At 48.9% G+C, this 21,964-nt stretch carries 16 protein-coding genes and 1 other RNA gene; 2 read left to right on the forward strand and 15 right to left on the reverse strand.

Features of this window, described 5'->3' with window-relative positions; all coding sequences use genetic code 11:
• Window positions 1–88 precede the first annotated feature (88 nt).
• From DFR62_RS00395 to DFR62_RS00445, 11 genes are all read right to left on the reverse strand, one after another.
• Window positions 89–1,021 (reverse strand): sulfurtransferase, encoded by a 933-nt coding sequence (locus DFR62_RS00395; RefSeq protein WP_121297548.1) that lies wholly within the window; start codon window positions 1,019–1,021, stop codon window positions 89–91.
• Window position 1,022: 1 nt separating this feature from the next.
• A complete protein-coding gene (locus DFR62_RS00400; RefSeq protein WP_121297549.1) occupies window positions 1,023–4,601 on the reverse strand; it encodes a dynamin family protein in 3,579 nt (1,192 codons plus the stop codon).
• A 90-nt stretch (window positions 4,602–4,691) separates the two neighbouring features.
• Entirely contained in the window at window positions 4,692–5,450 is a 759-nt protein-coding gene (locus tag DFR62_RS00405) for an SDR family NAD(P)-dependent oxidoreductase (RefSeq protein ID WP_121297550.1), read from the reverse strand.
• Between the two features lie 66 nt (window positions 5,451–5,516).
• On the reverse strand, window positions 5,517–7,010 hold the full coding sequence (locus DFR62_RS00410; protein WP_121297551.1) for a carboxypeptidase M32: 1,494 nt from the start codon (window positions 7,008–7,010) through the stop codon (window positions 5,517–5,519).
• A 157-nt stretch (window positions 7,011–7,167) separates the two neighbouring features.
• Window positions 7,168–9,075: an ATP-dependent DNA helicase gene (locus DFR62_RS00415; RefSeq protein ID WP_121297552.1), complete on the reverse strand. Its 1,908-nt coding sequence runs from the start codon at window positions 9,073–9,075 to the stop codon at window positions 7,168–7,170.
• 49 nt (window positions 9,076–9,124) lie between these two features.
• Complete coding sequence (locus tag DFR62_RS00420; RefSeq protein WP_121297553.1) at window positions 9,125–10,261, reverse strand: THUMP domain-containing class I SAM-dependent RNA methyltransferase; 1,137 nt, start codon at window positions 10,259–10,261, stop codon at window positions 9,125–9,127.
• Between the two features lie 189 nt (window positions 10,262–10,450).
• Window positions 10,451–10,829: RNase P RNA component class B (gene rnpB, locus DFR62_RS00425), an RNA gene on the reverse strand.
• A 48-nt stretch (window positions 10,830–10,877) separates the two neighbouring features.
• Window positions 10,878–11,171, reverse strand: coding sequence for a cell division regulator GpsB (gpsB, locus tag DFR62_RS00430; RefSeq protein ID WP_068869266.1), 294 nt, complete (start codon window positions 11,169–11,171; stop codon window positions 10,878–10,880).
• 75 nt (window positions 11,172–11,246) lie between these two features.
• Window positions 11,247–12,503, reverse strand: a complete 1,257-nt coding sequence (locus tag DFR62_RS00435; RefSeq protein WP_121297554.1) for a ribonuclease H-like domain-containing protein — start codon at window positions 12,501–12,503, stop codon at window positions 11,247–11,249.
• 4 nt (window positions 12,504–12,507) lie between these two features.
• The gene (locus DFR62_RS00440) at window positions 12,508–14,778 is read right to left on the reverse strand and encodes a DEAD/DEAH box helicase (RefSeq protein WP_121297555.1); all 2,271 of its coding nucleotides are present in this window, start codon (window positions 14,776–14,778) and stop codon (window positions 12,508–12,510) included.
• Window positions 14,775–15,143, reverse strand: coding sequence for a YppE family protein (locus DFR62_RS00445; protein WP_058380589.1), 369 nt, complete (start codon window positions 15,141–15,143; stop codon window positions 14,775–14,777). The genes DFR62_RS00440 and DFR62_RS00445 overlap by 4 nt, the downstream gene beginning before the upstream one ends.
• Window positions 15,144–15,333: 190 nt before the next feature.
• Between DFR62_RS00445 and recU the strand changes: the two genes are divergently transcribed.
• Both recU and DFR62_RS00455 read left to right on the forward strand, forming a co-directional pair.
• Window positions 15,334–15,936: a Holliday junction resolvase RecU gene (recU, locus tag DFR62_RS00450; RefSeq protein WP_121297556.1), complete on the forward strand. Its 603-nt coding sequence runs from the start codon at window positions 15,334–15,336 to the stop codon at window positions 15,934–15,936.
• A gap of 27 nt (window positions 15,937–15,963) precedes the next feature.
• A complete protein-coding gene (locus tag DFR62_RS00455) occupies window positions 15,964–18,708 on the forward strand; it encodes a penicillin-binding protein 1A (RefSeq protein WP_121297557.1) in 2,745 nt (914 codons plus the stop codon).
• Window positions 18,709–18,811: 103 nt separating this feature from the next.
• Here DFR62_RS00455 and DFR62_RS00460 read toward each other — a convergent pair whose 3' ends face one another.
• The 4 genes from DFR62_RS00460 to asnS form a co-directional block, all read right to left on the reverse strand.
• A complete protein-coding gene (locus DFR62_RS00460; protein WP_121297558.1) occupies window positions 18,812–19,144 on the reverse strand; it encodes a YpoC family protein in 333 nt (110 codons plus the stop codon).
• A complete protein-coding gene (gene nth / locus DFR62_RS00465; RefSeq protein WP_121297559.1) occupies window positions 19,119–19,799 on the reverse strand; it encodes an endonuclease III in 681 nt (226 codons plus the stop codon). The genes DFR62_RS00460 and nth overlap by 26 nt, the downstream gene beginning before the upstream one ends.
• An 11-nt stretch (window positions 19,800–19,810) precedes the next feature.
• Window positions 19,811–20,512 carry a DnaD domain-containing protein gene (locus DFR62_RS00470; RefSeq protein WP_121297560.1) on the reverse strand — a complete coding sequence of 234 codons (702 nt, stop codon included), beginning with the start codon at window positions 20,510–20,512 and terminating at the stop codon, window positions 19,811–19,813.
• Window positions 20,513–20,639: 127 nt separating this feature from the next.
• Window positions 20,640–21,935 (reverse strand): asparagine--tRNA ligase, encoded by a 1,296-nt coding sequence (gene asnS, locus DFR62_RS00475; protein WP_121297561.1) that lies wholly within the window; start codon window positions 21,933–21,935, stop codon window positions 20,640–20,642.
• Between the last annotated feature and the right edge of the window lie 29 nt (window positions 21,936–21,964).

The raw sequence follows: 21,964 nt of genomic DNA on the forward strand, positions 1-21,964 counted from the left end.
GAGCGATAAGCTTCGGAAAATACGACTTCTTAACTTTCTCGAGAACTTAAAAAACGGCATTGCTACATAAGCAATGCCGTTTTTCTATTTACTTTTTATCTTCCAAGAGCGATTTTTCGTATTCGAATTTCTTCATCAGCATCTCACCGGTGTAGCCTTCTTCGATCAACTTCGCCAGTACCGCTTTCGTCTGGTCATCAGCCGCTTCCGGATGCTCATCGCGGTCGATTTCCACGACACTGTCCTCATCGGAGATCCAGTCGGAATAGCTGCCGACATACAATTTCAAGCCTTCGTATTGTTTTTCGGCAAGCATGGCATACAGCGCAGCCGCCGTTACGCCGCTGCCGCAATAGACCACCGCCGGTTCTTTCGGCTGCAGCAAGCTGCCGAACTCTTCGTCGGTCCGGAATGCGTCATTTGACACCAGTTGCGACCAATCGTAATTGCGTGCACCCGGGATGCGCCCGGCGACGGCGTCGATCGGTTCGTTGATGCCGGCATAGCGTTCCGCAGAACGGGCATCGATCAAGACGCCCAATTCTTTGCCATCGACGATTTGCTGGACGTCTTTACGCGTCGCAAGCAAGCTATCGTCAAACTCCGGCGTAATGGATGAAGCTGAATAGGATGTTGATTCTGTCGAAGTGGCAATGCCTTGCTGCTTCAGTTCGTCAAAACCGACACGGCTGATAAAAGCGTGTTCGAATCCGGCATAAGAAAGCAGCCACCATGCTCGCGCGGCATAAGGAGAACCGCCCTGGTCATAGACGACGATCGAATCGGTCAATTCCAAACCTGCTGCTTGGAACAATTGCGTCAGCTGGTCTTTACTTGGCATCGGGTGGCGGCCGTTTTCAGACGCCATATCGGATAAATCGTTCTCCAAGTCCCAATGAATCGCCCCTGCTACATGTTCCGCCGCAAAGCTTTCGTTTCCCCATGCGGAATCCTTTAAGTCAAAGCGCGCATCGATCCAACGGTATTTCTCTGTATCTATCGTTTCAATAAAAACAGTCATATTATCCCCTGCCTTCCATCAATTTTTCATGCAATTGCTTCCATTGCGCCAAAATTTCGCTTTGCTGCAACAAGCTGCGCTCGGATTCGATTTGCTCGATCGCCTGGCGCAACAGATGCTGACGGAGCCCTTCCGCTTCCTGTTCAATCCAGAACTCCGCCCATTCGATCAACGCGGTTTTTTCCTGTTCCAAGTAACGGCTTGCGTCCGGTTCCATCATTCCCTGCAAGGCGTCGCGCATCGCCTCTTTTTCATTTTTCTCAAAAAAGCTCTTGTTGTTTTTATAATACGATTTAGCCGTGGAATAATCAGCATCATCAAACGGCTGGCCCGCTTCCAGCAACTGTGCTTCTTTCACTTCATATGGAAGGAACGAAAACTCTGAATTCCAGTCCTTCAGTTTAACGGCATCGTCTTTAAAGCGTTCCGTTAATTTCTTCTCGACAAATCGTGCAAGCCGCAGATTGGTCACTCTCATCTCCTGCTGGAAATCAAAAGCCGTCATTTCCCGCAAATCGCGCAATGCCGTATCGAGCGCTTGCTTCGAGGATTCTCTTGCGAATAGCGAAGGGTTGAATGCTTCCTTGAAGAAATCGTTGAAGCGGTAAAATACGCGTTGTTTCACATAATACAGCAATTCGCCGAGTTCTTGGCTCGCTTCTTGCTCCAATACTGGCGCCATTGTTTCGCTATAGCGTTTGCGTACTTTCTGTTCCAATTGCTTTAATTCTTCCAAGCGTTCATCTTTGCGTTCCAAGTTCTTTTCGGTCGACTGAATCAAATTGCGGAAACGGTCCACTGTCTTCTGTTCTTCTTCCGACAATGACTGGACCGCCATTCCTTTCAATTCTTCTTTCAGGAAATGCTGGAAGTTTTCTTCGAACTCCGGCATGCCGGAAATGTCGCGATCTTTCAGAGCTTGCAGGCTTGAAACGCCGAACAGGCGCGGGAAGCGGATGCCGAAGCGTTGCAATTCATTGCCGACATAGTCGATGACTGCCTGCTTTTCTTCTTCATTATTTGCCAAATCGATGGCATTGACGACAAAGAACATTTTGTCCATTTCGAAAGCGTCTTTCACGCGGCCAAGCTGGATTAAAAATTCGCGGTCCGCGCGGGCAAAGGCGTGGTTGTAATATGTGATGAACAACACAGCATCAGCATTGCGGATATACTCGAATGCGACATTCGTGTGACGCGCATTGATGGAATCCGCACCTGGCGTGTCCACCAAGGTAACGCCGTTTCTAGTCAGCTCGCAGTCGAAATAAAAATCGATTTCCTCGACAAAACAGCTGCGTTCTTCTTTGGCGACATACAAGCTGAATTCTTTGCGGTTTACACGCAAGGTTTCGCCAAGATGGCCGGAAAACGCTTCGTATCCGCCTTTGAAGGCGAGCAAGAACGATTTGTGGATTTGCTGCTCGGTTGTTGCATCGTCTGGCAGCGCATCGGTTTTCGCATAGGCCTGTTCCAATGTCTCCACTTTCACGCCGAAAACGGCAAATGAGTTTTTAACATCTTCGGTCATTGCCGAAACGGTTTTCAAGCGCACATCAGCGGTTTCATGCGGATGGGCGTCGGTCACAGGGCGAATCCGGTTGATGGTCGCAGTCGTCGGGTTCGGGGAGACTGGCAGCACCGTCTCGCCCATCAATGCATTCGAGAACGAGGATTTCCCGGCACTGAATGCGCCGAACAAAGCAATGGTAAATTCCTGGCCTTCCAAACGCTTCGCTTTGCGCTTCAAATACGCTACTGTTTCCGAGAATCCTCGCACCGGCTCCAAAATATCGGCAGTTGTCTTCACGCGAGACAGTACTTGCTGTTCATCAAAAGATGTCAGTTCGTGTGTCGGGGCACTTTCGCCATCATCCCATTGCTGCTGTTCTTCTTCGAGCATCGATGGCGTGAATTCCACCATGTCTTCAGCTGACAAATGAAACGCATCTTGCCATCCGGCCACTTGTTTTTCTGCCGCATCCATCTGCTTCGGCAAAATGGCGGTAAAGGATTTTTTCACTTTATCTATCGCTTCGTCCATTTCCTCGAGCGTGCGGATCGCAAGCACCTTTTGTTCAAGCGACTCGGATTTCATGTCGATCTCTGTTCCCGCATCGTCTGGAAGCCCTTCGAAGCCCTCCTTTTGGCGAGCTTTCCATGGATCAGTTTCCTGTATGAGCCAGCGCTGCACTTGAGCGGTCAGGCTCTTGCTGACATTGAGCACCGTATCCGCAGTCATCGTAGCCGTTTCGGGAACATTCTCCTCGACAACCGAGAACGGCAAGTCGAATTGCATCTTGTCGATTTCAAGCGACTCGGTATCCGTCAAAAGGCCGGCTTCTCTCAGGGAGGTCTTCATCAATTTTTTTAAATGACCGGACATTTGTGAGTCGATTGTTTTCGACAGCTTGTCCTGCAAGTCTTGTTTACGGTTTTCCCGCTCTTCTTCGGTTTTCTTGCCGCTGAACAACAAGCCCACTTTGAATCCTGGTTGACGCGCTTCTATATAAGCACTGAGCGCATCCCTCACTTCATACGGCATGATATTGGCATTTTCAAGCAGCTCTTTGCGCTTTTTCTCGAAATTCGATCGCCAATTGTCGTAATCCTGGACAGAACTGCGGCGCTTGATCAGTTCGTGTTCTTTTTTCAAGTCTTCGCGCGCAACCCATTCTTCTTCAGACAACACATTCGCGAAAGCTTCAAGCCGCTCCGCTTTTTCATCTTCCAAAAAGCCGATGTGCTCATCTTTTAATTGACGAAGTGCAGACGCCGAAGCTTCGCCGAGATGCCCTTGCCAATTGTCCATAACTGAGGAAACGAGCTGTTTCACTTCTGGAAATTCATTGCCCGGGAAGTCATGGACTTTTAATGAAGTGAAAAAGATGCCTTTCGGTTCGACACCCCAAGCGGCAAAACTATCCGCAACTGATTGCTGGAATTCCGCGAACGACATCTCGCTTTCCTGATGCTTGTCAATCTGGTTGACGATCAAATAAAGATCCGTGTATTTCTGCAATTCCTTTGTGAAATTGAAATTGAGTTCGGATTGCACATGGTTGTAATCCATCACGTAAAACACCATGTCGGCCACGTGCAAAGCCGATTCAGTCGACATCCGATGGGCATCGTCCGTTGAGTCGACGCCTGGCGTATCCATCACGGTGATGCCTTCTGGCAACACGGAAGTCGAATGCCCGATGTCGATTTGCGTGACGTCCCCGCTCTTGCAGAAATCTTTCACTGCCTGGAAATCATAGTTTTCAGGGAAATACACTGGACGGTCTCCCCTGCGGTTGACGATGGCATAGTCATTTTCTGCCTTATGGACATTGACGATATTCGCGCTTGTCGGGATCGGGCTCGATGGCAATAATGTCTCGCCCGTCAAAGCGTTGATCATTGACGATTTTCCGGAGGAGAAATGGCCGGCAAACCCGATGATGAATTGGTCTTTCAAGATTTTGCGCGCAAATAATTCCGCTTTTTCTTGACGTTCCGTGTCTTCATTGTCTTTGAAAATCCGGTAAAGATGCGCTGTTTCGATTAATTCCTGTTTATGGTCTGTCGCTGTCATATGTATATCTCCTTCACCGTTACTTCTATTCATCATATCATTTTTTCAGCAGAACGAAAAACATCCTTCCATTACTGGAAGGATGTTTCTTCATGAAAATCCGTGGATCGACATGCCGCCATCGATGAACAAAGTCTGCCCGGTGATATAGCCCGCTGCATCCGATGCAAGGAACACGACAGGCGAAGCGACTTCCGGCAACTCCCCGACGCGCTTCAGCGGCGTTACTGCAAGGATCGAATCCAGGTATTCCTGATCCGACAGCAAATTCTCCGTAAGCGGCGTACGGAAATACCAAGGGCCGATTGCATTGACGCGGATGCCCCGCTCGCCCCATTCCATTGCCATCACTTTCGTCATTTGAATAATTGCTGCTTTAGAAGCTGCATAGACGATGCCAGTTTTCAATGCGCGGTCGCCGCCGACGGAACTGACGTTGATGATCGAAGCCCCTTTAGACATGTGTTTCGCCGCTTCCTGGGAAAACATGAATACGCTTTGCGCGTTGGTATCCATGATTTTATGCCATTCACTATCGGTCGCATCATCCAGTTTCGAACGAATATTTATCCCTGCATTATTGACTAGGATATCGACCTTGCCGAACCGCTCAACCGCCGCTTCGACTGCTTTTTGGATATCGCCTCGGTCGGTCACATCAGCCACTGCATAGGATGTCCGATCGCCAGCCATTTCCCCCGTCACTTGCTCGAGGTCGCTTTCGGTCCGTGCGACAAGCAAGACATTCGCCCCTGCTTCACCGAGTGCCAATGCAATCGCACGCCCGATGCCTTTGCCGGCTCCGGTGACGATCGCGGTCTTGCCTTCTAAACGAAAAGATGCCAACACAAAGAAATCCCCCTTTTAGTCATTCCTTATTCATCTTTTTGCCAAGCAAAAAGATTTCTTTTTACTTTAATCCAATTGATAGATTTTGGCGTATTTCGCTTCCAAGTATTCGGCTAGATAATTTCCATTCAAGCCTTCGCCTGTCGCTTCTTTCAAAAGCTCAAGCGGTTTCTTGACAGCTCCGTGTTGGTGGACTTTTTCAGTCAGCCATTCGGTCACCGGGCCGATCTCTCCTTTTGCCAGCAATTCATCATAGTTCGGGATGTCTTTTTGCATCGCATTCTTGAACTGCGCTGCATATAGAAGCCCCAATGCATAGGAAGGGAAATAGCCGAAGCTGCCACCCGCCCAGTGGACATCCTGAAGTACGCCTTCTCCGTCATGTTCCGGGCGGATGCCTAAATATTCCTCGTATTTATCGTTCCATAAAACCGGGAGATCCTTCACTTCATAGTCGCCGTCAAACAAGCCTTTTTCCAATTCATAACGAATCATGATATGGAGTGCATAAGTCAATTCATCGGCTTCGATACGGATCAATGAAGGCTTTGATTCATTGATGGCTTCTAAGAATTCATCAAGCGCCACGTGCTTGAATGAATCTGGTGCGTAAGATAGGAATTTTTCGTAGTTATGGCGCCAAAACGATTCGTTGCGCCCGACAAAGTTTTCAAAGAACAAAGATTGTGATTCATGGATGCCCATCGACGATCCGCCGTCGACCGGCAATCCGCTTAAACTACTGCTGATGTTCTGTTCGTACAAAGCATGGCCCGCCTCGTGAATCGTGCCAAAGACGGCCGTGCGGAAATCCTCTTCATCGTATTTCGTCGTTACCCGGACATCGCCACGGTTCACTGCGATCATGAATGGATGGACTGTTTCATCCAGTCGTCCGGCTTCGAAGTCATAGCCCAATTGGTTCAGCACATCCAAGCTGAAATCCTGCTGGGCTTGTTTGGGGAAATGCCCATATAAGAATTCGGTGTTCGGCTGGTTTCCAGACTCCTGGATTTGTTTGACGAGCGGCACGATGCGCTCTCTCAATTGCCCGAATACCTGATCCAGTTGTTCGGTCGTGACGCCTGGCTCATACTGGTCGAGCAAAGTATTATAGACACTGCCGTTTTTCATTCCCCAATAGCCGACAAAGCGTCGAGTCGTTTCCACGAGCTGCTCAAGGTATGGTTGGAACATAGCGAAATCTGCCTGCTCTTTCGCCTCTTCCCAAACGGATTCCGCTTTGCTCGTCAAGATGACGAAATCGCGGTATTCTTTTGGCGGAATTTTGGCGTTCAATTGGTATTCACGATCGGCTTCTTCCACAGAGCGCTGCATTGCAATTGATAAACCGTCCTGTTTTTTCAGCTCAGCGATTAGCTTGCCATATTCCTCGGATGTCGACATCGCAAACAGTTCTGAAGACAAGGTCCCGATCGTCTCTGAACGCAAGTCTTGGCCTTTTTTCGGTGCGCCTGTCCGCATATCCCAATACAGCAAGGAGATGGCTTCGTTATAGCTTGTCATTTTCTGGTGTAGTTCCCTGAATTGTTGTTCCATTGACACAATATTCCTCCTTCTTTACCGGTCTATTGTATCATAAGGAGTCTTTTCCCTGCCCCATCAGCTTTTGAAAATTTCAGTTCTATAGGCAGCTTTTCGGAAAAAGACAAAAAATCAGCGGGGAACTTCCCCGCTGATTCGTCACGTATTCTATTTAGCGATTTTTCGCCGGCACTGGCAAGACATTCTGCCAGAGGTGTTCAATGCGCAATTCCTCTTCGGTCAATAGCAAGTGGATTTCTCCATTATCGGAAGAAGAACGGATGAGTCGCCCGACGCCTTGCTGCAGGCGCAGCTGCATGAACGGCAAGTCGATCTCTTCTAGCGGATGTTCGCTGAATTTACGTTTCGCGTCGAATACCGGATCGCTCGGCGGCATCGGCAAGTCGACGATGATGACTTTCGTCAAGGCATCGCCAGGCAAATCCATCCCTTCCCATAGATGATGGGAACACAGCACTTGGAATTTGCCTTCCTGGAAATCGCGCACGACGGACGATAGCTCACGGTCGCCTTCGAACTCGATGGCAAGTGGAGAGTCTGTCGGCACTGCGCGTTTGAAAGATTGCATGGCAGCTTTTGATTTGAACAACACCAAGGTTTGTCCGCCTTCCGCTGCCAACTCCAGTACTTTTTGCGCTTTTGCCTGCTGTTCAACCGGATGCTTGAAGATCTCCATCACTTCTTCGTATTCAAACGGAGACGGAACCGAGAACGATTCGAAATTGTCGATCCCCAAGGTATCCGCCAGATAAGTAAAATCCTTCGCGACGGACAATGTGGCGGACGAAAAGACGATCGGCAGTTTGCCATCGAATAATTTCTCATCAAGAATATCCGTCACAAGGCGTGGCATGATGACCAAGGTTTCAATTTCATCTTTTTCTTCAAGCCAACTGATTGCGTCGCCATTTTCGACAAACAAGCCCATCGAGAAGTTATACTGCTCGAAATACTCCTCAGCCAAATTGAGTTCATATTCAGGAATGCTGAACAATTCCCCTTCAAAGACGAATTCTTCCAACAGGCTGTCGACGGTGCGAATCAATTCGGTCCCGATGCGTTTCAGCAACGGGTCTTCCTGGATCGCTTTGCGGTCTTCTTCGCTTGGGATCAAGTTACTGCGCAGTACACGGAAAAACTCGGTATGCAAATCGATGGTCCGTTCAATGAGGCCAAGTGTCTTTTCACGGACGCCGTCGACCATGACTTTTTCCGTCACATCGTAAAGCGAACTTTCCTGCACTTCATAAGTAAGCGCGCGCTGTGCCGCGAATTCCAGTAAGTGGCCTTCATCGAGCACGATTTGTGAAACTTCCGGAAGCAATGGCGCCTGGCCTTCGTGCTTGCGGTTTTCCTTTGTCCAAATATGCTCCATCAGGAAATCATGTGAGCAAATGACGAGGTCAGTCGCTTCCCGGTAATGGTTGCGGTGCAAGGTCAATCCGCATTTATTGCGCATATCGCAAGCGTTGCAGTTTTGGATCGGATGGTAATTGACTTGCTGCCACTGGTCATCCGTGAGTTCCGGATAACTTGAGCGTTCGCCATACGGATACATTTGCTGCATCGAATAGGTTTTGTTGACGAATTCGGGAAGCGTGTCTTCGATATGGTCGAGAAAATCCGCTTCGCTGCGTTTTTTCGCCCCTTCGAAGCGTTGCAAGCATAAATACTGGTCGCGCGATTTCGCAAGGCGGACATCCAGGTTCAAATTGAACAATTCATCCAACCGGTCGATATCGCCTCCTTTTTTCACCAATTGCTCGATCAATGCCTCATCGGCACAAGAAATGAGCGCCGGCTTGCCTGTATAGCGGGCATAGGCAATCGCTGGCAATAAATACGCCATCGTCTTGCCTGTTCCTACGCCAGCTTCTGCAAATAGCACTTGACGTTCTTTCAACGCTTTTTCCAATTGAAACGACATGAAAATCTGTTCATCGCGAAGTTCATACCCTTTTTCAGGCAGAATATCGTAGAAGATATCCCCGATCCAGTCGTTCAATGAGTCAAAGAACGTTTTATTTTTGGATAACGGAAATGGCAATGCTTGTCTCATATAAAACCCCTCACAGAGAAACGGAAGGGCTGGCGCCCTTCCGTTTTCCTCATTTATTTTTTGGACGTTCTCCCCAGAATTGGAACAGGTCCGTGCGGATAAAGCCATTATATAATTTGCGTTTTTTCGTCGCTTTTTGGCCGTAGAGTTTTTCAAAGCCTTCCATCGAAGACAGCATATAAACAGACCATGTAGGGTATTTCGAGAACATTTGTCCCATATCCCCAATCATTTCTTCGATGACTTCCACTTCACCGATCCGCTCGCCGTACGGCGGGTTCCCGATGACAACACCGTTCTCTTCAGTTGTTGTGAAATCTGTCACTTGACGCTGCTGCAAACGGATAATTCCTGCAAATCCAGCTTCAATGACGTTTTCTTCGGCAATTTGGATCATCCGGTGGTCGATATCCGTGCCGAGAATATTAAGCGGCTGGTCATAATCCGCTTGTTCTTCAGCTTCAGCGCGGACTTCTTCCCAGATCTTGGAACCGATCCATGGCCATTGTTCGCTATCGAATTCCCGGTTATAGCCCGGCGCGATGTTCTGGCCGATCATTGCTGCTTCGATGACGATTGTCCCTGAACCGCAGAACGGGTCGACAAATGGGCGATCTGGGCTCCAGCGCGACAATTTGATAAGCGCTGCCGCTAAAGTTTCCTTTAGTGGTGCTTCGCCTTGCCCGACGCGGTAGCCGCGTTTATGGAGTCCGGCTCCGCTTGTATCGATCGATAACTGCACTTTGTCTTTCAGGATCGATACCTCAATCTTGAAGCGTGGTCCCGATTCATCCAAAAAGGCGTTGCGGTGATATGCTTTTTTCATGCGTTCAACAATCGCTTTTTTGACGATCGATTGGCAAGTCGGCACGCTGTGAAGTTTCGATTTGACCGATTTCCCTTGAACCGGAAATTCTGCATCGACAGGCAAGTATTTCTCCCATTCGATTGCTTTTGTCTGTTCGAACAGATCATCGAATGTCGTCGCTTCGAATTCACCGGCGATCAATTTCACGCGGTCAGCGGTGCGCAGCCAGAGATTCGTTTTCGCGATATCGCGGGCAGTTCCTTCGAAAAATACTTTGCCGTTGTCTGTCGTCGTTTCGTACCCAAGTTCTTTTACTTCATTCGCCACGATGGATTCAAGTCCCATCGCTGCAGTGGCCAGTAATTTATAACTAGTCATAACAACTTCCTTTCCGTCTTTCTAATACCTGTTTTAGACATATGGCAATGACTGCTGAAAATACCGGATGTTGATAAGCAGCAGCTTGAACCATATATAATTTTTCACTTCAAAATTTTTTCATTCATATGAAGAAAGGCTCCCCAGCAGGAGAGCCTTTCAAAGATAATAAGTTAAGACCATTCAAAATTCTATAAGCCATGTTTTGTCTCCACGTACTCAAACAGCCAAAGCCTCGTACTAGCGGATGGCAATCATCTATCTGCGGATTCACTCCGCCTCTTCCGTCGGTTCATTTCCCTTGGAAAAGTGCCCCTACCATAATTTGGGTTTCTCACTCGCGGGGTTTACCTCGTTCCACCTGCATAGTTTCCTATACAGCTCCGTCACTGTGGCACCTTCAGGGTATTTCGGCCATATCCGAAGACTTAGGCGTTCTACCCGCCGTCAGCATAAATGCTGCCCCAGCTTATTGTTTCGCTGGGCGCGATCACTACGGTCATCGCAGATCCGTGTGAGCATGGACTTTCCTCTCCTGCATCAAGTGCAGGAGCGATTGCCAGAATTTCAAATGGCTAACTAAGTATACGCTATTCGGCTGCCGTTGACAAGCTTGTTATCGATTGTCGAGCTTATTGCCGAAGACGTGATTTTCCAAATGGGACAATCTGCGCAAAATATCAAAATTGGTGGTTCCAGGCGCGGGAGTTGCTTGCTTTTTTGGCGATTCCTCCAGCTCCGCGCGCAATCGGCGGTTTTCATTTTGCAATTGTTCGATTTTTTTGTTGTACAATTCATAGTCTTGAATGATTTCATCCAGGAAATGGTCCACTTCGTCCTGGTTGTAGCCGCGCATGGCTGTTTTAAAGTCTTTTTCAAGAATGTCTTTTGCTGCGTATTTAATATCCATTCGAATCGTCCTTCCATTAAAAGAAACTTCGTGAAATATGTCTATTCCTTACGGCTAGTATAGCATAAGCGATATTTAACGTGTTCTGTGAACCGTGGATTCGGCGGCTTTTTTTCGTTTTTTCTCCTCGAGCCGCAATTCACGCTTGGCCAAGTCGTCCACTATCGACTTCCTGACTTTCGCATGGCTGGCTGCTTCTTTTGCAAAGCCGGTCATGACGAGTGCCTGTGCCGGATCTTTGAATTGATGTTCGTGAAGTTTCGCTAAATGCACCCACGCCTCCACTTCCACCGGGCCACGCAAATGAGGCGCCGCTTCTTTGAACAATTGAAGCGCTTCCTCAAATTCGCCTTTGCGCTTTTTTTGCACTGCCAGCAAAAAGCGGGCAAGCGCACCGGCATCTCCGCGCTCAAGCGTGACGTGTTCGAGATAAGCGGCGCTTTGGTCGAATTGTTTCAAGTCTGCATACCATTTGCCGATATTCGTATAGGCGCCGCTCGATTCGCTCGAGAGATCCTCCATCAGTAAATCGGATGAACGGATGTACAGCGACACGAGCGACAGGATGTCCAGTTCATTATGGTACAGCACTTTCGCCAAACCTTCCGGAAAGCCGCTTTTGACCGCATCGAGGTAAATCGCGGGGATCAAATATCCCGGCACGTCCCCGCTGCGGGCAAAGCCGAGCTTTTCTTCTTCGATGACGCTGAGCTTGAGCCGCTGCAATTCGTTTTTCCAGATTCGTTTCGTGCCGTGGAATAAATCGATTTGCTTCGGGTCCGGCAGTTTCGGCAATGCCCCGCGGTGCATCGTCCAGCGCGAATGAAGCTGCGGCCAGTCGAAACTTTTGCCATTATAGGAGAAAATGATCGAGTCTTGGGCCTGCCATAAATTCGACTCATAGAGAAAAGCCGCTTCCTGCGACGGATCCGGCATGATCCATTGAGTCATTTCAAAGCTGTCTTGTTTACGTTCCAATACGCCGAGCAGGAAAATATACGCCCCCGTCCCACCGAGCCCCGTCGTTTCCGTATCGAAAAATACCAAAGGGGCTTCTTCAGAGAGTTTGAACGGATGATCATACTCAGTGTTCTTCCATGCTTGAAGCACACGGTCGAGTTCGCCCAGGACGACATTACCATGGCGGTAATCAAGCGGATATGCGATTTTCTTCTCAAACACAAAACCGAATTTATTTTCCTTTAAGGTCAAACCGATTTCTTTCCATTGCGTTTCGTGAGGCGGCCGTACAGGAGTCGTTTGCGCTTTTCGGGCTGCCGGTTTTTTATTCAGCATGCCTTTCATCTGCATCAACTTGTTCTCAAAAGACATACGCTCACCCCTCTTTCTCCAATTCCACGAGCAATTCGATGACGCGCCCTTTCATATCCATCGCCGCATCCTGAGCCCCTATGCACGACGGGCAACCGTCAAAGCATGGGCATTCCGTGACGTGCTGGCGCGCTTTTTCAAGCAATGGCTGCCATAACTCATAGATGCGTTCGCTGATACCGATGCCGCCCGGGTAGGAATCATGAATGAAAAACGATGGCTGGTCGTTATGCGGCGATTTCACTTGCGGTACGACGTGGACGTCCCTCCGGTCACATTGCACGAATATCGGGATAAAGCTTTCGATTGCATAAGCCGCACCGGTCATCATATCCGACAAATCCGAATCGCTGAAATCGGCTGGCTTGTCGAAGCTGAGCCAAGTCGATGAGGTATGCAATTCTTCGGCTGGAAGTGAAATCGGCCCTGAGCCAATATTGTCGTGTGTATCAAAGCGGATTTTCTTGAAAATCGTCGGCATGGCAAGAACCGCCACGTCGCCGTAATACACATTGGACTGGTGAAGCTTGCGATGCTTGTCTTCGCTGATCACTTTCAGTTCGATCGCCAAGTTCGCGTCCGTGAAATAATCGACGTCCACTTCGCGCACATACGCTTTTTTCTCTTCCCAATCCAAAATCTCCACTTGGAACTGGGTGCCTTGGTGAAGGTAGATCGCTTCTTCGTGCAGGAGCGTCATGGCACTGAAGCGGTCCATCTCGCCGATGACTTTTGTGTCGGCCGGAACCGATTGGTCGACGATGACGACGTTTTCCTGTGTCGCCGAACGCAAGGAAATATCATGCGCCGGAAAACGGTCGCTCATCCAATGCCAGCGGTCTGATGTGCGGACGAGCACCCCTTCTTCCTGAAGGTATTCAAGCAATGACTGGACGTCAAATTCCCCGTACATATCATCTGTCGAGAATGGCAATTCAAACGACGCGCATTTCAAATGATCCATGAGAATAATAATGTTCTCTGGATGGATGCGCGCTTCCTCCGGTGATTGGTCAAGAAGATATTCCGGATGGTTAATGATGTACTGGTCAAGCGCAGTCGACTGGGCGACATAGACAACGAGCGATTCATCCTGGCGCCTGCCTGCACGGCCTGCCTGCTGCCAGGCGCTTGCGATATTCCCTGGATAGCCGGTCATAATGCACGCCTGCAATTGGCCGATGTCGACACCGAGTTCGAGTGCATTGGTCGATACGACACATTGGATGGAACCGTCGCGCAAACCTTTTTCGATGGCGCGCCGCTCCGAAGGCAAATAGCCGCCGCGGTATCCTTTAATCGATTCGTCCTGCAACTTATATTTCGTAATTTCGTTTAAATAAGTTACCAGCATTTCCACACGCACGCGTGATTTAGCAAATACGATTGTCTGGACGCCTTGCTTGACGAGATATGTCGCCAGATCACGCACTTCGAGCACCGCACTGCGACGGACGCCGAATGTCGGATGGACAATCGGCGGATTGTAGAACAGGATATGCTTTTTGCCTGCTGGCGCGCCGTTCTGGTCGATCAACTCGTGGTCAGTGTTGGTCAAACTTTCAGCCAGCTGCTTCGGATTGGCAATGGTCGCCGACGTACAGATAAAGACCGGATCGCTGCCGTAAAAGTTGCAGATTCGTTTCAGGCGGCGGATAACGTGTGCCACATGGGTGCCGAACACCCCTTTGTAAGTGTGCAGCTCATCAATCACTATATAATGAAGGTTCTCAAAAAGAGACACCCATTTCGTATGATGCGGCAAAATGCCGGAATGGAGCATATCGGGATTGGTCATGACGATTTGTCCGGCCTTCCTTACCTTGGTGCGGATCGACGGGGACGTGTCGCCGTCATAAGTGTAGGACAAGATCGACTGCTCAGTCTTTTCAATTAAATCGTGCAAATCGCTTTTTTGGTCTTGCGCCAAAGCTTTCGTCGGGAACAAGTACAATGCCCGCGCATTCGGGTCATTCAATATTTTGTGCAGCACCGGCAAATGATAGCAATACGATTTGCCGGATGCGGTCGGCGTCACGGCTGTAAACGAATTGCCCGCCTGCGCCAAGTCAAACGCCTGCCGCTGATGGGTATACAATTGTTCGATGCCTTTTTTGCGTAAAGCTTGTTTCAGGCTATCGTGCATCGCTTCCGGAAAATCGGCATAGCTTGCCGGTTTCTCAGGCTTCGTATGCCAATGGTAAATGCGCTCCATCATCTCCGGCTCCACTTTCCATTCGGCGAGGATTTCCGGTATTGTCTTTTTAATTCTCATTGTTTCTCATCGCCCTTTTCATCTATCGCTGTAAGCAAGGTCTGTATCGTATACTGAGCCGCTTGGATCGTCTGGACAAAACGTTTTTTGCTCGTATCTTTATAGAAACTTTGGACGAATACTTGCCCCATGCCTTCTGCCGCATTGTCGATTTGCAGCTTGTGGACGTATTTCGGCCGTTCGTTCCGGATAAACATAAGCGAAGCATCTTTCCATTCATCTATGGCTGCATGCCATTTATCGGCATACGGTTTTACATCTTGAAAAAAATCAGGATCTGCATCCAGCTCACGCATTTTCTTGAAGCGTGCGAGACACATATCGCATTCGTGGTAAAGATCGGTTGATAATTGCTTGAGGTCCATTTTCTTCCCCCTCCATAGCCATTAGTTTATCACAATCCGGCAACCCATATACAGTTTGCCGAACAAGCATTCTTTTCAGTTGGAGATGGCTCAAAAATCCGCTATTATTAGGAATAAAGTTCGGAAACCTTTCATCATATTTATCGTCTAGGTGCGTGTGATATGATAAAGTAAGCGAGGTGTATCACAAATGGCAATCAATTACCCAAATGGAAAGAAATTTTCTCCACCGAAAGATCAGCCGGTGCAGAAGAAGAAAAAAGATGTTTCATTCAGCAATCGCGGGAAAACCCTGGAGGATGAACTGAACGAAACCAATAGTTTTTATTTACAGCGCGGGCTCGCCGTCATCCACAAAAAGCCCGTGCCGGTGCAAATCGTGCGTGTCGAATACCCGTCACGAAGCGCTGCAGTCATCCGGGAAGCTTATTTCCAAGCCCCGTCTACGACCGATTATAACGGCATCTGGCAAGGCCGCTACGTCGATTTCGAAGCGAAAGAAACCGAAATCCGGACTTCTTTCCCGTTGAAGAACATCCACGAACACCAAGTGCACCATATGGCAGACATCATCCGCCACGGGGGCCTGGCCTTTTTGATCATCCGATTCTCTTCCCTCGACCGCTATTTTGTCTTGCCATTCGAAATACTGGAAAACTATTGGAAGCGAATGGCCTCTGGCGGAAGGAAATCGATGACTTTAGCGGAAGTGGAAGAAGCTTCGGTTGAAGTAAAGCCAGGTGCTTTCCCGAGAATCGATTATTTGTCCGTGCTCCATCAGCTAATGAAATAGCATATACATGAAAGTGAGGAAGCGCATGTGAGTGATAAGAAAATATCGCGTGAAGAACGCAGAAAATCAATTGAACGGCAACGGAAAAACTCGAACAAACAAAAGAAATCCGGTGCAAAAACATGGATTAAAAGAGGGTTACTGGCTATTGTAGCCTTGGCCGTCGCCGGCTTTCTATTCGGGGTCGTCTTATTCGCTGTCTATGCGTCCAGTGCGCCTGAACTCGACGAAGAACTGTTGAGAGACCCGATCAGCCCTGTTTTCCTGGCAAATGACGGTGAAACTGAAATCCCGTATTTCACCGCCCAAAACCGTGAATATGTCGAATATGACGACATTCCGCAAGTAATGGAAGATGCGATTCTTGCAACTGAAGACAATCGCTTCTATGACCATTCCGGAATCGATTTGATCCGCCTCGGCGGCGCGGTCGTCGCCAACATCACTGGCGGCTTCGGTTCTCAAGGTGCCAGCACCATCACCCAGCAAGTCATCAAGAACTCCTTCCTGTCCAATGAAAAAACATTGAAACGTAAAGCACAGGAAGCTTACTTGGCTTTCAAGCTCGAACAAGAATATTCCAAAGAAGAGATTTTTGAGATGTATTTCAACAAAATCCTGATGTCAGGAAATACTTATGGCTTTGGTACTGCTGCTGAGCAGTTCTTCGGGAAACCAGCAGCTGAGCTTGAACTTCACGAAGCTGCCCTTCTTGCCGGAATGCCGCAAAGCCCGAACCGTTATAATCCGTTCAAGAACCCGCAAGCAGCTGAAGAGCGCCGCGATGTCGTCTTGAACTTGATGGAACAGCACGGGAAAATCGATGCAGCTCAAAAAGAAGAAGCGTGGAACACGCCAGTCGAATCCACCCTTCTTCCGGAAGATCAGCGCACCACAACGGAAGAAAGCACAGAATACACAGCATTCATGGAAATGGTTGTCGATGAGCTCGAAGCCCTCGAAGGCGATTATTCGCTCGATGAAGGTTTGACGATTTATACGACACTCGAACCGTATGTACAAGAACGCGTCAATGAAACGATGGAATCGGATCTCTTCTTCGATGACGAAGTTGAATCTGCCATGACAGTCGTCGATACTAAAACCGGCGGCATCAGTGCAGTCGGGGCGGCCCGTGAATACGAAGGCGATGTGCGCAGAAACTTTGCAACGGCTAGAGACCGCGTCATCGGTTCTACGATTAAGCCGCTCGTCAGCTATGGTCCGGCCATCGAGTATTTGGATTGGTCGACCGGACAGACATTGGTCGATGAAGAATATTCCTATAGCAGTGGACAGGAAATCCGCAACGTTGATGGCCAGTTCCTCGGGCCAATGACAGCGCGCGAAGCCCTGTACCGCTCACGCAATATCCCTGCAGTTAAAGCGCTGGCGGAAGTTGGATCTGACAACGCAACCGACTTTACAAAAAAACTTGGCTTGGATTTTGGCGGGATTTATGAGTCAGCAGCACTTGGTACCCCTGAAAAACAAATCTCTACCGTAGAAATGGCTGGCGCATTTGCAGCATTCGGCAATAATGGCGTATTTACCAAGCCACACACTATCAAGAAAATCGTCTTCCGCGACGGTTCGACGGAAGAAGTCGTCGCTCCTGAACCGGTGACAGCGATGAAAGACAGCACTGCATATATGGTGACAGACATGCTGCGTGATGCAGTCGATACAAGCATTGCCGGTGCGACTGGCAAAGAAGCCGCCATCAGCGGACTCGATATGGCCGGTAAAACCGGGACATCTAACTATTCTGAAGATAAACTCCAAGAATATAATCTTGATGCGACTTCTGCACGTGATGTCTGGTTTGCCGGGTACACAACTGATTATTCAATCTCAGTGTGGAGCGGCTATCCTAATGTTGAAACACCGATCGACACCGCTTCAAACGAACGCCTGCTTGCACAGCGTTTGTTCAAGCAAGTGATGAGCCAGATTTCTTCACCGGAAACGGCAAGCTTCCAACAGCCGGACTCGGTATCCCAGGAAGTGATCGAAGTCGGCACTGAACCACTTCGCCTGGCAAGCCCGTTCACCCCGTGGAGCATGCGCAGTGAAGAATTGTTTGCAAGGGGGACGGAGCCCAGTACAGTATCAGAGCGATTTGTGGCAGACCCTGACCGACCTTCTGGATTAAGAGCAGACGTCAGCGGCTCAACAGCTAACTTGAGCTGGAGCCATGGTTCGGATGATGTATCATTTGAAGTTTCCGTCAACGGCGAAGTGCTGACGACGACAGATGACACCAGCTATTCTTATGATGGCCTGGAAGAAGGCGTCACATATACATTCCGCGTCGTCGCCACTCAAAATGGCAGACGCAGTGAGCCGGCTTCTACGACCATCGAGATCACGCCTCCTCCTGAAGAGGAGCCTGAGGAAGAGCCGGAAGAAGAACCTGTTGAAGAAGAACCAGTAGAAGAAGAACCGGCTGAAGAAGAGCCAGCTGAAGAACAACCGGCCGAGGAAGAACCTACTGAAGAAGAGCCTACTGAAGAAGAGCCGGTTGAAGAGGAACCGGCTGAGGAGGAAGAAGCCACCGAAACTCCAGATGATCTCGTAGACATTCCTGAGCAGCCGGAAGAACCAGAAGAAAGTAACCAAGAAGGATCAGGCAGCAATGCCTCATCCAACCAAAACGGCAATCGCAATGGAAACGAGAATGGCAACGGCAGTGGAAGCGAGAACGGTAACGGCAATGGTAATAATAATGGTAATAACTCAAACAGCGAGGACGATGAAGAGGCATCTTGATTTTTCGTCCCAATTTTAAAAGGCCAATCCTAGAATTCTAGGGTTGGCCTTTTTTTACGCAAAAACCCCGGGCAGAAATGGTTTCTGCCCGGGGTTCAATCATTCACTCAGCTGGGTAGCCGATCTTTATGCGTGCTATTTTCTTCTTTAGCTCCATGAATAATTGCTCGAGCTGTCGTGAAGCTGCGTGTGCACTTTTGGAGTTTCTCACAAACTCAAGCCGCTCGCGTTCATTCAATGGAGATGGTGCTGCACTTCCGAACAGGCCATCCAGCGTTTGTCGCAATGCTTCGTAAACCTTATAGCCTTGTGCAATGAGCTCATGGCAGTCACCCGCATGCTGCTGAACACAGGATTGGATCTCCTGTTTTAGGTCAGCCCAGTCATCGTAGAACGGCGAGACGGACTGATCAATTGATTTCCGTGACAGCATCATGTTTCACTAGCCCTTTTTTATCGCGTTTTTTCCCTTCCCGGCAACGGTCGAACAACGGGCATACGTGACAGCCGGGGTTTTGCGCCTTGCAGTGGTAGCGCCCGAAGAAAATGATTTGGTGATGGGTTTTCGACCAATCCTCTGCAGGGGTTTTCTTCATGATCGTCTCTTCCACTTGCAAGGGAGAATCTTTCCAACGGCATAAGCCGAGCCGTTTCGAAACACGTTCGACATGCGTATCAACAGCTAGCGCCGGTTTATTGAAGGCAACAGAAACGACCACATTGGCGGTCTTTCTTCCGACGCCTGGCAAAGTCATGAGCAGGTCGCGGTCTTCCGGCACACGCCCGCCGTGCTGCTCAATCAGTATCCGGCTAAGAGCCTGGATATTTTTCGCTTTATTTCGGAACAAGCCAATCGACCGGATGTCCTGTTGCAATTCTTCCAAAGGAACCGATAAATAATCTTCCGGTGTATGGTATTTCTCAAACAGGTTTGCCGTCACTTTATTGACGAGCTTGTCGGTGCATTGTGCAGATAACAATACCGCAATGACTAAATCGAACGGATTGCGGTGGATCAATTCACAATGGGCATCGGGAAACATATGGTCCATTTCCTCCAGGCAAGCGAGCCATTCCTTTTTCGTCATCATCCTATCACCTGCTAATTCCGTTCCTCCAGCCAGTTGTAGAATTGCACTTTTTTCGCGGTGCTTTCCTGCGGCTGGATGCGGATGTTTTTTTCCCTGAACGAATTTGCATGCCGCGTTACTTGGCTAGACGTCCGGATATTCTTTTTCTTCCATTCGAACAAGATACGATCGACATAGCGCAAGCTGATTTTCTGCGCGATGACAGCTTCTTTCAATGCCATGCGGATAACTTCCGGTGTATGGCCGTCCTGGTCCATCCACATGGAAATCGTCTCGATCTCCATCGGCGATAGAAAACGTCCGAACTCTTGTTCAAACAGCTGGAAGATCTCGCCTTCCTGTTCTTTTTGCGTATGCTCTTTTTCGGTCTGCGCTTGAACTTCCAGGCAATCTACGAGTTTGTCCCATAAGGGCTGGAGCGAAATGGTCTCCGTCAGCATGCCGTCAGCCGTTTCTTGGCGTATCGATAAATAGCCTTGCTGCATCAATTTCTGCAGCATCGTCGTTACGCTGTTCTGGCTTGCAGACATTCTTGAGGCAATTTCATCCGGTGTCGGAAACACGTTCCCTGCCTGTTGGAAAGAGTGGATCTGCAATAACATGATCGCTTCCTCGTCACTGATTTTCAAGCGCCGATAAAACTGAAAAAAAAGCTGGGAAATGGTCACATTTCCCTGCTCAATCCATTGCTGCAATCGGTCAGACTGTTTCATATCCCAACCACCTTTCTGTATGCAAATTTCTAGCTGTCTAAATCTATTAGGATATTTCAACTACCGCGGCAGAAATCCTGTTGAAGGGATTTCTGCCGGGCAGCTTCTTATTGTCTTGTTTAACTTTTTAAGGGTATAGACGGTTCAACAAACGCGGGAATGGAATCGATTCGCGGACATGTTCTGCCCCGCTGATCCAAGCGACTGTGCGTTCAAGGCCCAAACCGAATCCTGAATGCGGTACAGCTCCGTATTTGCTAAGGTCCAAATACCATTCATACGCAGCTTCGTCCAGGTTGTGCTCTTGGATGCGCTGTTTCATCAACTCGTAATCGTGGATGCGTTCAGATCCGCCGATGATTTCACCGTAGCCTTCAGGTGCGATCATGTCAGCGCACAGCACGACATCGTCGCGGTCTGGATGCGGCTGCATATAGAACGGTTTGATGCCAATCGGGTAATGCGTGATGAAGATCGGCATATCGTAGCTTTCAGCCAAAGCAGTCTCGTGAGGGGCACCGAAATCTTCCCCCCATTTGATGTCGTCAAACCCGTTATCATTCAACCATTTGATGGCTTCATCATATGTGACGCGCGGGAACGGTGCTTGGATTTTCTCCAATTTCGTTGTATCACGGCCAAGACGCTCGAGTTCCAGCTTACAATTCTTCAAGACGGATTGCACGATATGCGCCACGTACTGCTCTTGCACTTCCAAGCTCTCTGCATGTTCCACAAAGGCCATTTCCGGTTCGATCATCCAGAATTCGATCAAGTGGCGGCGGGTTTTCGATTTTTCAGCACGGAAAGTCGGGCCGAACGAGAACACTTTACCTAATGCCATCGCAGCCGCTTCCATATAAAGCTGGCCAGATTGTGATAGATACGCATCTTCATCGAAGTATTTCGTCGCAAATAGTTCCGATGTGCCTTCCGGCGACGATCCCGTCAAAATCGGCGGGTCCACTTTGACGAATCCGTTGTCATTGAAGAATTCGTAAGTGGCACGGATGATTTCGTTGCGGATTTTCATGATGGCGTGCTGTTTTCTTGAACGCAGCCATAGGTGGCGGTTGTCCATCAGGAATTCAGTGCCGTGTTCTTTTGGGGTGATTGGGAAATCTTTTGCTTCCTGGATCACTTCGATCTCTGAAATGGCCAACTCGTAGCCGAACGCAGAACGCTCGTCTTCTTTCACTTCACCAGTCACATACAATGAAGTTTCTTGCGTCAATGCTTTTGCTTTGGCAAAGATTTCTTCGCCTACTTCTGCTTTAACGACGACGCCTTGCACGAAGCCGGAACCGTCGCGCAATTGAAGAAAGGCGATTTTGCCGCTTGAACGTTTATTGGCGATCCATGCGCCAAGCTTGATAGTTTGTCCGTTATATTTTGCCATTTCGGCGATAGTGATTTTTTTCATCTGTCAAATAGCCTCCAAATGTATAGTGC

The sequence above is a fragment of the Planococcus citreus genome, from assembly GCF_003664125.1.
Lineage (GTDB): Bacteria > Bacillota > Bacilli > Bacillales_A > Planococcaceae > Planococcus > Planococcus citreus.

Bases quoted from the DNA above. Each gene is read 5' to 3' on its own strand.
- DFR62_RS00395 (WP_121297548.1), bottom strand. From the start codon at position 1,021: ATGACTGTTTTTATTGAAACGATAGATACAGAGAAATACCGTTGGATC.
- DFR62_RS00400 (WP_121297549.1), bottom strand. From the start codon at position 4,601: ATGACAGCGACAGACCATAAACAGGAATTAATCGAAACAGCGCATCTT.
- DFR62_RS00410 (WP_121297551.1), bottom strand. From the start codon at position 7,010: ATGGAACAACAATTCAGGGAACTACACCAGAAAATGACAAGCTATAAC.
- DFR62_RS00415 (WP_121297552.1), bottom strand. From the start codon at position 9,075: ATGAGACAAGCATTGCCATTTCCGTTATCCAAAAATAAAACGTTCTTT.
- DFR62_RS00420 (WP_121297553.1), bottom strand. From the start codon at position 10,261: ATGACTAGTTATAAATTACTGGCCACTGCAGCGATGGGACTTGAATCC.
- gpsB (WP_068869266.1), bottom strand. From the start codon at position 11,171: ATGGATATTAAATACGCAGCAAAAGACATTCTTGAAAAAGACTTTAAA.
- DFR62_RS00435 (WP_121297554.1), bottom strand. From the start codon at position 12,503: ATGTCTTTTGAGAACAAGTTGATGCAGATGAAAGGCATGCTGAATAAA.
- DFR62_RS00440 (WP_121297555.1), bottom strand. From the start codon at position 14,778: ATGAGAATTAAAAAGACAATACCGGAAATCCTCGCCGAATGGAAAGTG.
- DFR62_RS00445 (WP_058380589.1), bottom strand. From the start codon at position 15,143: ATGGACCTCAAGCAATTATCAACCGATCTTTACCACGAATGCGATATG.
- recU (WP_121297556.1), top strand. From the start codon at position 15,334: ATGGCAATCAATTACCCAAATGGAAAGAAATTTTCTCCACCGAAAGAT.
- DFR62_RS00460 (WP_121297558.1), bottom strand. From the start codon at position 19,144: ATGATGCTGTCACGGAAATCAATTGATCAGTCCGTCTCGCCGTTCTAC.
- nth (WP_121297559.1), bottom strand. From the start codon at position 19,799: ATGATGACGAAAAAGGAATGGCTCGCTTGCCTGGAGGAAATGGACCAT.
- DFR62_RS00470 (WP_121297560.1), bottom strand. From the start codon at position 20,512: ATGAAACAGTCTGACCGATTGCAGCAATGGATTGAGCAGGGAAATGTG.
- asnS (WP_121297561.1), bottom strand. From the start codon at position 21,935: ATGAAAAAAATCACTATCGCCGAAATGGCAAAATATAACGGACAAACT.